Genomic DNA, 12288 nt, shown 5'->3' on the forward strand with positions numbered 1-12288 from the left:
GGAGGCCAGCCAAGATGACCCGTTACGCAGCGCCCGGCACCGAGGGCTCCGTCGTCTCCTACCAGGCCCGCTACGACCACTTCATCGGTGGCGCGTACGTGCCGCCCGCCCGCGGCCAGTACTTCGAGAACCCGAGCCCGGTCAACGGGCAGCCGTTCACCGAGATCGCGCGCGGCACCGCCGAGGACGTCGAGCGCGCCCTCGACGCCGCGCACGCCGCCGCGCCCGCCTGGGGCCGCACCTCCGCCGGCGCCCGCGCCGACGTCCTCCTGAAGATCGCCGACCGGATGGAGCAGAACCTCGAACAGCTCGCCGTCGCCGAGAGCTGGGAGAACGGCAAGCCCGTCCGCGAGACCCTCGCCGCCGACATCCCCCTGGCGATCGACCACTTCCGTTACTTCGCGGGCGCCCTCCGCGCCCAGGAAGGCAGCCTCTCGGAGCTCGACGACGACACGGTCGCCTACCACTTCCACGAGCCGCTCGGCGTCGTCGCGCAGATCATTCCGTGGAACTTCCCGATCCTGATGGCGACCTGGAAGCTGGCACCGGCGCTCGCCGCGGGCAACGCGGTCGTCATCAAGCCGGCCGAGCAGACGCCCGCGTCGATCCACTTCTGGATGAGCCTGATCGCGGACCTGATCCCACCGGGCGTCGTCAACATCGTCAACGGCTTCGGCGTCGAGGCGGGCAAGCCGCTGGCCTCCAGCTCGCGCGTGGCGAAGGTCGCGTTCACGGGCGAGACCACGACGGGCCGCCTGATCATGCAGTACGCCTCGGAGAACATCAAGCCGGTCACCCTCGAACTCGGTGGCAAGTCCCCCAACCTCTTCTTCGACGACGTCTGGGCCAAGGACGACGACTTCCGCGACAAAGCCCTTGAGGGCTTCACGATGTTCGCCCTCAACCAAGGTGAGGTCTGCACGTGCCCGTCCCGGGCGCTCATCCAGCAGGGCCACTACAACGAGTTCCTCGAGGCGGCGATCGCCCGCACCGAGGCCATCAAGCCGGGCCACCCGCTCGACACCGACACGATGATCGGCGCCCAGGCCTCCAACGACCAGCTCCAAAAGATCCTCTCCTACCTGGACATCGGCCAGCAGGAGGGTGCGAAGGTCCTCACCGGCGGCCAACGCGTCGAATACTCAGGCGAGTTGGCAGGTGGTTACTACGTCCAGCCCACCATCTTCGAGGGCTCCAACCGCATGCGGATCTTCCAGGAGGAGATCTTCGGCCCCGTCGTCTCGGTCGCCTCTTTCACCGACTTCGACGACGCCATCAAAATCGCCAACGACACGCTGTACGGCCTCGGCGCCGGCGTCTGGACCCGCGATATGAACACGGCCTACCGCGCGGGCCGCTCGATCCAGGCGGGCCGCGTCTGGACGAACTGCTACCACGCGTATCCGGCGCATGCGGCGTTCGGCGGGTACAAGCAGTCCGGGATCGGGCGGGAGAACCACAAGATGATGCTGGAGCACTATCAGCAGACGAAGAACCTCTTGGTTTCGTACAGCCCTAAGAAGCTTGGGTTCTTCTAGATCCTCACGTCGGCTGTCTGGAGGCGGCGTTACTCCTCCAGGCAACCACGGGGTGCTGCCACCATCCCTGACTGCTCAGCAACTAGGAGGATCTGCAGGACTTCCGCGGAGAGTTCGGCCGCCTCCGGGGCAGCCAGAACTGCCGCTTCCGTCGCGGGATGACGCATGCAGAGGACCGCGCTCGCCTGACGGACACCGACGTAACCGTTCGCCTGGTTCGTCCGGAGGGGGTGGCACGATGGCGCCCATGTTGAACTACAACCTGGCCGTCTCCGATGCAGATGACGCCGGTGTCCTGTCCGCGCTGGTGGCTGAGGGTGACGAGCTCGACGCCCTGGTCAGGACCGTGGACGACTGGTCCGTACCGACACCGGCGCCGGGCTGGACGGTCGCCCACCAGATAGCCCACCTCGCGTGGGCGGACGCGAACGCACTCAGCGCCTTACGCACTCCGGACGCGTTCGGCGCCGAGCTCAGTCGGGCGGGTGCCGCAGGCAGCGGGTACGCGGACGAGGCCGCCGCTGCGGGAGCGGCCACACCGCGGCCGGTACTTCTGGACGCGTGGCGGACCGGTCGAGCGGAACTGGCGGCGGCACTGCGGGACACGCCATGGGACCACGCATTCCCCTGGTACATGTCGAAGGTGACCCCGGCTCTGATGGTGCCTCTTCGTCTGATGGAAACCTGGGCACACGGGCAGGACGTCTTCGATGCTGTGGGCGTGGCGCACCGCCCGACGGATCGGCTGCACCACGTGGCGTCGCTGGGGGTGTTGGGGCGGGCCCTGTCGTTCGCCGCCGTCGGACTGCCTGAGCCGGCAGACCCCTTCCGCGTCGAGCTGACAGCACCTGACGGACGGGCCTGGGTGTGGGGCCCCGAGGCTGCCGCGCAACGGGTACGGGGCGGCGCACTCGACTTCTGCCTGTGTGTCACCCGGCGACGCCCCTGGTCCGAGACCAACATGACGGCGACCGGCGAGGACGCCCAGAAGTGGCTGCAGGTGGCGCGCGTCTTCCTCTGAAGCCTGTTCTGAAGCCCGTCGGGGCGCGTGGTCATACGAGATGCGGCCCGTCTCCTCAACAACGGCGCCGACGGCGACACGGTGACCGCTCTGCACGCGCGGTTCGCCTCAGCGGCGGCGCTGGTCGGCTCGCAGCTCGAAGTCGCCGTAGCTGTTGTCAGCGGGGTTGACGGTCACGCCGGGCGCCACGATCTCGTCGATGCGGTCGAGGACGTCGGCCGAGAGCGTGACGTCCGCGGCGGGCAGGAACGCTTCCAGTTGTTCCATGGTGCGCGGGCCGATGATCGCCGAGGTGACGCCCGGGTGGTTGATGACGAAGGCGACGGCCAGCTCGATCAGGGTGAGCCCGGACTTCTCCGCCAGGACCGCGAGTTGCTCGACGGCATCGAGCTTGCGCTGGTTGGCCGGGGTGCTCATGTCGAAGCGAGCCTGTGGGCGGGCCGCGGAGGCCGGGCCGGAGGCATTGCCCTTGCGGTAACGGCCGGAGAGCCAGCCACCGGCGAGCGGGCTTTAGGTCAGCGTGCCCATGCCGTGGCGGCGCACGGTGGGGAGGACGTCTTCTTCGATGCCGCGGACCAGGATCGAGTACGGCGGCTGCTCGGTGACGAACCGCTCCAGGCGGCGCTCCCGTGAAGTCCACTGCGCTTCGACGATCTGGGAGCCGGTGTAGGAGGACGAGCCGATGTAGCGGATTTTTCCCTGGTGTACGAGGTCGGAGAGGGCACCGAGGGTTTCTGAGACGTCGGTGTCCGGGCTGGGGCGGTGGACCTGGTAGAGGTCGATGTGGTCGGTGCCGAGCCGCTTGAGGGAGTCCTCCACCGCACGGATGATCCAACGCCTGGAGCCTCCACGCCGGTTGGGATCGTCCTGGCTCATCGGCATGAAGAACTTGGTCGCCAGGAACACGTCCTCGCGCCGGCCTTTGAGTGCCTTGCCGACGATCTCCTCCGAGACACCGCCGGAGTACACGTCGGCGGTGTCGACGAAGTTGATGCCCGCGTCGAGAGCACGGTGGATGATCCGTACCGAGTCGGCTTCGTTCTCGTTGCCCCATGGGCCGAACATCATCGCGCCCAGGCAGAGCGGGCTGACCTGGACGCCGGTGCGGCCGAGCGGTCGGTACTGCATATGGGTGTTCTCCTAGTTGGTGCGGTCAAGTCGTCGTGCGGACAGATCGTCGTGCGGTCGATTCGTCGTGCGGTCGATTCGTCGTGCGGTCAAGTCGTCGCGCGGTCGAATCGTCGTGCGGTCAGTCGTTCCCGGAGGGGACGACCGTGCCCGTGCTTGCCCAACTGGCCAGCAGGCCAAGGGCCTCCCGCTCTCGCGAGTCCGGTTCGGGGGTGTAGAAGTTGAGTCGAAGGCCTGGGTCGGACGGCAGATCCATCGCCTCGTAGGGCAGGGCGAGATCGCCGACCAGCGGGTGGTGGAGGTTCTTCACGCCGGAGCGGTGGAACTTCACGTCGTGGCGGGCCCACCGGCGGGCGAAGTCGTCGCTCTTGGTCGTCAGTTCCCCGACCAGGTCGGTCAGCGCCTTGTCCTGCGGTGCACGCCCCGTCTCGGTACGCAGGAAAGCGACCGCATCGTTGGCGCCCTTGTCCCAGTCGGCCCAGAAATCTTGGCCCGCGGGGTCCAGGAACATGAAGCGGGCGGTGTTGACCGGCCCGCGCTGGGCGAACAGCGGCGAATCAAAGACCGGTGCGTACAGGGCCCGCCCCAGCGCGTTGGCCGCCACGATGTCGAAGCGTGCGTTGCGTACGTAGGCCGGCACATCGGTCATCGAGTCGAGCAGCCGCCAGATCGTGGGCCGCACGCGGGATGCGGTCACGGTGGGGCGACGGCCCGACGGGGTCGCGGCGCGGGCCAGGTCATAGAGGTGGGTGCGCTCGGCCTCGTCGAGTTGCAGCGCGTGCGCGAGGGCTTCGAGCACCGAATCGGAGGCGCCGCTGAGATTGCCGCGCTCCAGGCGCACGTAGTAGTCCACACTCATGCCCGCCAGCAGAGCGACCTCCTCCCTCCGCAGGCCCGCGACGCGACGGTTCCCGCCGAAGACCGGCAGGCCGGCCTGCTCAGGGGTGATGCGTGCCCGCCGGGTGCTCAGGAACTCGCGCACCTCGGCAGCCAGGTTCTTCCTGTCGATGCCGGCCACGGTCAGACGCCGCGCAGGTGGTCCGCGACACCGTCGCACGTACGGGGGGCATGGGCTGCGGAAGGGGCCAGGGCCACGGAACACTCCTCTTGATCGGCGTACATCTTGAGCCGGTCCTCTCACGGTAGGTCCGTCGCCGAAGACGTGCGAGGTACTGCCATTACCTGGAAGGGCAGTGACTCCCACCTGCGCGCCTGCCCGCGGTTTCCTGGAAGAGGCCCGAGACGAAGATCCGAGTCCGGGCCTGAACCACGCTTTCGATCCGAGGAAACACCGTGCGCGCAGCACTCATGTACGAAGCCGGCGACGTCCGTGTCGGGCAGGTCGCCGACCCGAGCCTCAAGGAATGCACCGACGCGCTGGTCCGCATCACCACAGCCTGCGTCTGCGCAGCGATCTGCACCCGGCGCGGGCCAGGGCCCGGCACTGGCCCCGATGACCTCCAGCGGCGCCGACGGCGTCGCTCCCGCGGACGCGGGGGCCGCCCCGGGCCTGGTCAACACCGTGCGTCGGATCGGCAGCGCGCTGAGCCTGAGCACCTGGCCGCCGCGGCTGCCGCCGGTCACACGGCCGCCGACATCGCGGCCCACTCCGGCACAGCCCTGACCGGCTCCGCCGTCCTGCTCGCGCCGAGGCGGTCGTGACCGTCCTCACCCTCATCGCGCCCTCCCGGGCCACCCGCAACGAAAGGTCCCTGTGATGCAGAGCCTCACCCTGAACAACGGCGTCGAGATGCCCGCTCTCGGGCTGGGTGTCTTCCAGACGCCTGCCGAAGAGACCGAGGCCGCCGTCCGGGCCGCGCTCGAGCTCGGCTACCGGCACATCGACACCGCCGCCGCCTACGGCAACGAACGCGAGGTCGGCCGGGCCGTCCGCGACTCCGCGGTACCCCGCGACGAGATCTTCGTCGAGACCAAAATCTGGATCAGTGACTACGGGTACGACGAGACGCTGCACGGCTTCGACAAGAGCGCCGCCAAGCTCGGCGTCGACCGGATCGACCTGCTGATCCTGCACCAGGCCCTGCCCTCCGACTTCGACAGGACCGTCGCCGCCTACCGCGCTCTGGAGAAGCTCCTGGCCGACGGCAAGGTCCGCGCGATCGGCGTCAGCAATTTCATGGTCGACCACCTGACCAGGCTGCTCGACGCCACGACCGTCGTGCCGGCCGTCAACCAGCTGGAGATCCACCCCTACTTCCAGCAGCGCGACGTACTCGACTTCGACGACCAGCACCACATCCTCAACCAGGCGTGGTCCCCCATCGGAGGGATCACCTTCTACCCGGGCTACGGCGAGGACCGCAAGAGCGTCCTGCAGGACGCGGCCGTCACCCGCATCGCCGAGGCGCACGGCAAGAGCCCGGCCCAGGTGCTGCTGCGCTGGGGCATCCAGCAGGGCCGCTCGGTCATCCCCAAGTCGACCAGGCGCACCCGGATCGCCGAGAACATCGACGTCTTCGACTTCGACCTCACCGCCGACGAACTCACCGCGCTGGACGCCCTGGAGACCGGCCGGCGCGGGGGCCCCGAACCCGAGACCGTCACCCTCGCCGAGCGCGGCCGCGCCATCCCGGAAGCCTGACCTGATCGTTCGGAAGACCCAAGGTCCCCGTACCCCGGCCGGGGTACGGGGACGAGTTCGCGGGTTCGGTAGCGCACCGGCAGTGCACAGGCGGCGGGGCGCCCAAAGCCCGCCGCCACGTCCCACACCTCTGCCAGAACCCCTTGGCCTGCGCGGAGAACGGGCGGACGCATGAGGTAAGAAGACATCCGTGACCGAACCGCCCCAGGCCGCCACCCAGCACGCGTTCATCGCTCTTGCGCCGCCCGACTGTGCGAAGAAGGAGCTTGCGCACGCGCTGAGCCCGGCCTACGCCGCCTATACCGACCTGCGCTGGAACCGTATAGAGGACTGGCACATCACCCTGGCCTTCCTGGGCGAGCTGCCGGTCCGGGCCGTCCAGCGGCTTCGTTCACCCCTCGCCGACCTGGCGGCTGCCCGCCCCTCTCTGGAACTGGCACTGCACGGTGGCGGACACTTCGACGAGCGAGTGCTGTGGAGCGGCATCGAGGGCGAACTCGGCCAACTGCGCGAGCTGGCCGAAGTAGTACGGACGCGGGTCAGGGACTGCGGCATCGCCTTCGCCGAACGTCCGCTGCGCCCCCACCTCACACTGGCCCGCGCTCGCCGCTACGACAACGCGTCCGTGACGGCGGCGGCCGCCTGCCTCGACGGCTTCACCGGACGCCCTTGGCCGACCGAACGCCTCCACCTGGTCGGCAGCACGGTCAGAGGCAACTCGGGCCCGCGGCGCTACCAGGACATCGACGCGTGGGCCCTGGTCACCGGGCAAGGACAGCCCGATCCGAAACCGTCACAGGCTGCTGGGCATGAGCACCAGGACGGCACCGGCCCCGCGATGATGCCGACTCGGCCCCACACGCCCTGAACCCGGTCAAAGGGCTGCACAACGGTTAGAGCACCTCACCGCTCGGGAGGGACGAGGCCGGGGCCGGTCATGCTGAACGCCCTTTGTATGACGCCCCGTTGTAGACACCACGTAAGACGCCGTGCTCTTATGCCCAGTGCGTGATCTCCCACCATGATTTCCAACGATGCAAGCGCGGCGCCACGGTCGTCCCGGCCAGCGGACTCGGCATCCGGCCGGGACGCCGAACGCCGTGCCGCCCGGGAACAGCGCAGCCCGGCCGCGTCCTCCCCACCCGCCACGCAGGGGCGCGCCGTGGCTGCCACCAGCGCGGCGTGGACGAGCCATTCGCTGACAGAAGAACGGAGTTCCTTATGAGAGCCGCTTCGATACCTCGACGTCCGAGACGCTCACGCGCACGCTCCCACGTGGGCGTCGTCGCCGGCCTGGCCGTGGTCGCCGCCGCGACGCTCACCGGAGCCGGGCCCGCGTCGGCCGGCGGGGCCCGGGGCCACCGCATCCCATCCGTCTCGTCCGGGGGCGCCCGCTTCGAGATTCTCTCGCCGACGCTCATCCGTACCGAGTACGCGGGCGACAAGAAGTTCACCGACGAGCCGACGTTCAACGCGATAGGCCGCGGCGGATTCACGCCGACCGCGTACAGCGCCAAGACGTCCGACGGCTGGCTCACCATCAGGACGAGCGGCATGACCTTGCGCTACCGGGTCGGCTCGGGGGCCTTCGACGCCCAGAACCTCTCCGTACACCTGGCGGCGGGGCAATCCCCGGTGACCGCCGCACCCTGGCAGCGCCTCGTCTGCGCGGTCGGCGTGCTGTGCGAAGCCGAGGATCTCCAGCTCAACGGGGTCTCCAGCGCTTCTGACCACAAGGACCACACCGGGCCGGGCTTCGCCGCGGGGTTCGAGAGCACCGGCAGCTCGTTGTCCTCTGACATCGATGTCAAGAGCGCGGGGACGTACGACTTCGCCCTGCGGTACGCCAACTCCTCCGGCGGTGACGGCAAGACGCAGACCCGCACCTTGTCGCTCACCGTGGACGGAGGTGCGGCGCAGACGGTGAGTCTGCCGGCCACGGCGAACTGGGACAGCTGGGGCCTGGCCAAGGCCGGCGTCCGACTCGGCGCGGGGCACCATACGATCGCCCTGACCCGGTCCGCCAAGGATTCCGGCTCCGTCAATGTCGACAGCGTCGCGCTGGTCACGCCCGGCGCCGGGTACCCGCCCGCCTCCACCACGGCGATCAAGAGCTGTCTGTCCGGCGCGAGTTGTGAGGCGGAGACCGCACGGTTCGGCGGCACGGCGGTCAGCGCCACGGACCACAAGGGGTACGCGGGCGACGGGTTCGTCGCCGAGCTCAATCAGGGGTCGAGCCTGACGACGCACGTGGTCGGCGTTCCCGCGGACGGCGTCTACACCCTTCGTCTGCGCTATGCCAACGGCAGCGGTGGTGACGGCCTTCACCAGAAGCGCTCGGCCACCGTCAGCACGGGCGACGCGGCCCCCGCCGTCATCGACCTTCCCGCGACGAAGGACTGGGACGACTGGCAGACGGCGTCCGTGCCCGTCGCTCTCAAGGCCGGTGCGAACGACGTCACCCTCGGCTGCCCCGATCCGGCCGACTGCCACATCAACGCGGACACCCTGTCCGTCGCGGTCCCCGAGGATCCGGCGCCCGCGCCGCACATCGCGCTCGGCGGGTACCGCCGTGGCCTCGACGGCGTGAGCGGCGCCGGCGACGCACCGGTCACCACGCCGGGCCTGCTCCAGCGGGACGGCTGGTACCTGCTCGACGACACGCCGTCGGCTCTGTACGACACCACGGCGAAGAAGGTCCGGCCGCGCCCCGGCCACGCCGGTTCCGCATACCAGGACGGCTATGTCTTCGGCTACGGACACGACTACAAGCAGGCGTTGACCGACCTGGCCACTTTGACCGGGCCACCCGCACTGCTGCCCACCTGGGCGTACGGCGTCTGGTATTCGGAGTACATCGACCGGACGGACGCCGACTACCGGAACACGATCCTGCCGAAGTTCAGGTCCGAAGGCGTCCCGCTCGACGTCCTGGTGACCGATACCGATTACAAAGCCGTGAACGACTGGAGCGGTTGGGAGATCGACCGCTCGAAGTTCCCCGACCCGAAGGACTTCTTCGACTGGTCCGCGGCGCAGGGGCTGCACAATACGCTCAACGTGCATCCCAGCATCCTCGCGTCCGACCCCCAGTTCGCGCAGGCACAGGCGACGGCCAACGGCAAGCTGAGCAAGGGCGGTTGCGCCTCCGGCGCCAGTGTCGAGGACAACTGCTACACCTTCGACTTCGGGGACCCGAACCAGCTCAAGGCCTACATGGACCTGCACAGGACCATGGACGCGCAGGGCAACGACTTCTGGTGGCTCGACTGGTGCTGTGACGCGTCCCAGTCGTCGATGCCGGGCGTGACCCCGGACGCGTGGATCAACCAGCAGTACGCCGACTCCACCGCCAAGACGCTCGGCCGGGGATTCGTCCTTTCCCGCGCCTACGGTTCACTGCAGGCCGGTGGGTACAGCGGCCAGCAGGCGCTGCCGACGGGCCCCTGGGCGGACAAGCGCTCCACCGTCCACTTCACCGGTGACACGTCCTCCACCTGGGGCATGCTGAAGTTCGAGGTCGGCTACACCCCGGGCGAGTCCGCCGCGACCGGGATGGCGTCCGTCACCCACGACATCGGCGGCCACAACGACACGACGGGGCTGACCGGTTCGGAGACGTACGACGACAACGGCACGTCCCGCACCACGCACAAACTGCCCGACGATCTGTATGCCCGCTGGGTCCAGTTCGGAGCCTTCCAGCCGATCGACCGACTGCACAGCAATCACAGCGACCGGCTGCCCTGGCAGTACGGCACGGCGGCGCGGAAGTCGGCCGACGCCTTCCTCAACCTCCGCGAGAAACTGGTTCCTTACACGTACACGCTCGCCGAGGAAGCCCACCGCACCGGCCTGCCGATCGTGCGCCCCACCTACCTGGAGTACCCCGACGAGCCCCAGGCGTACGCCGCGGCGGACAGCGAGTACTTCTACGGATCCGACGTACTGGTCGCCCCGGTGACCACACCGGGAGACTCCGCCACCACGTCGGTGTGGTTCCCGCCCGGCAGCGAGTGGACCGACTACTTCACCGGCAAGACGTACGCCGGCGGAACCACCCACGACGTCACCACCGACCTCGGCTCCATGCCAGTGTTCGTCAAGGCCGGCGGCATCCTGCCCACGCGCTCCCACGACGTCACCGACCACGACCGCAACCCCCTGACCGACGTCACCCTCTCCATCGCGACCGGAGCCTCGGGCTCGTACAGCCTCTACGAGGACGAGGGGACGACGGCACAGAAGACCAAGAACGCCACGACACGCATCCGCTACGAACAGAAGGGCTCGCACCGCACCGTGACGATCGACCCGGCGAAGGGCTCCTTCCCGGGCCAGGTGCAGAACCGCCGCTGGACGCTCGCGCTTCTGGGGACCCATGCCGCACCCAAGGAAGTCACCGCGCGCGGGGCCCGGCTGGCGCCGGACGCCTACGACTGGAACAGCGCCACGGGAGTTCTCACCATCGAACTCCCGCGCCACAGCGTGCATGCGCCTATCACAGTGAGCATTCGATAGGGCAGGCGGCCGACCGGCCGATGCCACGGAGGGCGGTCCCGCCCTCCGTGGCATCGGCCGCGCTTTGATGGCGTTCGAACACCCGGTCTTTGAAGACCCCTCCAGGAAATCACGTTGCGCGACCGACTCATTACGGAATGCACCCTTCGGGAGTACCATCCAGGCACCAAGGGGCCCTTCGTATTCTTCGTATTCCAGCACCCGCGCGGGTCTCGTCCTCGGTGGGTCACGGCATCGGGGGCGCGCACGTGCGGGCCCGCTGAGCCGGGCCACTCGAAGGAACCGCGAAGGGAGTTCGGATGGCCGAGGTGTATCTGCGCCGGCTCACCCGGTGGCAGGCCGAACAGCAGCGTGAACCCATCGCCGACGTGTACGTCATGGCGTACCACGGCGCCGCCGGGGCCGAGTACCGGGACCGGAGGAAATTCCAGCGCCGCTTCGAGCAGCACGTACAGAACGACGGTTTCGACATGGTCGTCGCCGACGCGCCCGGCCTCGTCGGCTGCGCCTATGGATACCGTCTGGAGCGCGACGGCGCATGGTGGGCCGACTTCCCCGTCGAGGTGACACCCCAGACGGAGGAACTCACCGCGTCCGGCCGGGTGTTCGCCCTCACCGAGCTGATGGTGCTGCCCACCCACCGCCGCCTCGGCGTCGCGACCCGCCTCGGGAACCTGCTGCTCTCCCGCCTCTCCCAGGACCTGGTGGTGGCCGGTGTCGACCGGGACAGGGCCGCAACCGGGATCACGGAACTCTTCCGCGCGTGGGGCTGGAAGGAACTGCCCACCAAGGAGCCCGGCGCCACAGCGTCCGGACGGGAGGTATGGGCACGCAGGCCGGTGCGGTGAGCGTCGGCGCCGGGCCCGGCCACGGCCCGGCGGGAGGCCGGTCCCTCCACCGCTAGGATGGGGGCCGTTTGCCCGCAGGGAGTTGAAGATGCCGAGCCGTCGCCCGGAGGGGACCGCCTCCGCCACGCCGTGGAACCAGACGTTCAACCACTCGATGTGGCGGGCGAACAACTCTCTGCATCGCGCCTTGAACGAGCGGCTGCGCCCCTTGGACGTCACGATGACGCAGCTCGGGATCGTCATCACGCTCGACCAGTACGGGCCGCTGTCCGGGGCGGACCTGGCCCGGATGCAGAGCATCACGCCGCAGAGCGTGACGACGGCGCTGGCGCATCTGGAGCGGATCGGGTGGATCGAGCGGCATCCGCACGCCGTGCACAAACGGGTGGTGCTGGTCGAGCCGACCGAGGCCGGGCTGCGCGGCATGGCCAAGGGGCGGCGGCTCGTCGGCGCGGTCGTGGAACGCATCTCCGACGCGGTCGGCGGGCCCGAGGAGCTGGCCCGCTTGACGCTCGGCATGCGCCGCGTCGCCGTCGCCCTCGACGGCCCCGACTCCCCCGTGGCACGTATGTGGCCCGACCCGCCCACGGCCGGCTGAGAGATTTCGCCCCGCCTTCCCCGTGCGCCCGG

9 protein-coding genes and 1 pseudogene are annotated in these 12288 nt (G+C 69.1%); 8 read left to right on the forward strand and 2 right to left on the reverse strand.

Annotated elements, in window-relative coordinates; genetic code table 11:
* Positions 1-14: 14 nt before the first annotated feature.
* Complete coding sequence (locus ACIREE_RS29505) at positions 15-1538, forward strand: aldehyde dehydrogenase family protein (protein ID WP_404158609.1); 1524 nt, start codon at positions 15-17, stop codon at positions 1536-1538.
* A gap of 247 nt (positions 1539-1785) precedes the next feature.
* Entirely contained in the window at positions 1786-2559 is a 774-nt protein-coding gene (locus ACIREE_RS29510) for a TIGR03084 family metal-binding protein (protein ID WP_404158612.1), read from the forward strand.
* A 108-nt stretch (positions 2560-2667) separates the two neighbouring features.
* Here ACIREE_RS29510 and ACIREE_RS29515 read toward each other — a convergent pair.
* Positions 2668-3687, reverse strand: a pseudogene (locus tag ACIREE_RS29515) (aldo/keto reductase).
* 121 nt (positions 3688-3808) lie between these two features.
* Complete coding sequence (locus ACIREE_RS29520) at positions 3809-4705, reverse strand: helix-turn-helix transcriptional regulator (protein WP_404158615.1); 897 nt, start codon at positions 4703-4705, stop codon at positions 3809-3811.
* A gap of 435 nt (positions 4706-5140) precedes the next feature.
* Here ACIREE_RS29520 and ACIREE_RS29525 point away from each other — a divergent pair, with 435 nt between their 5' ends.
* From ACIREE_RS29525 to ACIREE_RS29550, 6 genes are all read left to right on the forward strand, one after another.
* Positions 5141-5311: a hypothetical protein gene (locus tag ACIREE_RS29525; protein ID WP_404158618.1), complete on the forward strand. Its 171-nt coding sequence runs from the start codon at positions 5141-5143 to the stop codon at positions 5309-5311.
* 93 nt (positions 5312-5404) lie between these two features.
* Positions 5405-6289 carry an aldo/keto reductase gene (locus ACIREE_RS29530; protein ID WP_404158621.1) on the forward strand — a complete coding sequence of 295 codons (885 nt, stop codon included), beginning with the start codon at positions 5405-5407 and terminating at the stop codon, positions 6287-6289.
* 190 nt (positions 6290-6479) lie between these two features.
* The gene (gene thpR / locus ACIREE_RS29535) at positions 6480-7157 is read left to right on the forward strand and encodes an RNA 2',3'-cyclic phosphodiesterase (RefSeq protein ID WP_404158624.1); all 678 of its coding nucleotides are present in this window, start codon (positions 6480-6482) and stop codon (positions 7155-7157) included.
* A 353-nt stretch (positions 7158-7510) separates the two neighbouring features.
* A complete protein-coding gene (locus ACIREE_RS29540; RefSeq protein ID WP_404158628.1) occupies positions 7511-10810 on the forward strand; it encodes a TIM-barrel domain-containing protein in 3300 nt (1099 codons plus the stop codon).
* 299 nt (positions 10811-11109) lie between these two features.
* Entirely contained in the window at positions 11110-11658 is a 549-nt protein-coding gene (locus tag ACIREE_RS29545) for a hypothetical protein (protein WP_404158631.1), read from the forward strand.
* Positions 11659-11746: 88 nt separating this feature from the next.
* Positions 11747-12256, forward strand: coding sequence for a MarR family winged helix-turn-helix transcriptional regulator (locus ACIREE_RS29550; RefSeq protein WP_404158634.1), 510 nt, complete (start codon positions 11747-11749; stop codon positions 12254-12256).
* Positions 12257-12288: the final 32 nt, after the last annotated feature.

Source organism: Streptomyces sp. NPDC102467, assembly GCF_044765445.1.
Taxonomy (GTDB): domain Bacteria; phylum Actinomycetota; class Actinomycetes; order Streptomycetales; family Streptomycetaceae; genus Streptomyces.

Excerpts from the sequence above, each read along its gene's own strand:
- ACIREE_RS29505 (WP_404158609.1), top strand. The coding sequence starts at position 15 with ATGACCCGTTACGCAGCGCCCGGCACCGAGGGCTCCGTCGTCTCCTAC.
- ACIREE_RS29510 (WP_404158612.1), top strand. The coding sequence starts at position 1,786 with ATGTTGAACTACAACCTGGCCGTCTCCGATGCAGATGACGCCGGTGTC.
- ACIREE_RS29525 (WP_404158618.1), top strand. The coding sequence starts at position 5,141 with ATGACCTCCAGCGGCGCCGACGGCGTCGCTCCCGCGGACGCGGGGGCC.
- ACIREE_RS29530 (WP_404158621.1), top strand. The coding sequence starts at position 5,405 with ATGCAGAGCCTCACCCTGAACAACGGCGTCGAGATGCCCGCTCTCGGG.
- ACIREE_RS29540 (WP_404158628.1), top strand. The coding sequence starts at position 7,511 with ATGAGAGCCGCTTCGATACCTCGACGTCCGAGACGCTCACGCGCACGC.
- ACIREE_RS29545 (WP_404158631.1), top strand. The coding sequence starts at position 11,110 with ATGGCCGAGGTGTATCTGCGCCGGCTCACCCGGTGGCAGGCCGAACAG.
- ACIREE_RS29550 (WP_404158634.1), top strand. The coding sequence starts at position 11,747 with ATGCCGAGCCGTCGCCCGGAGGGGACCGCCTCCGCCACGCCGTGGAAC.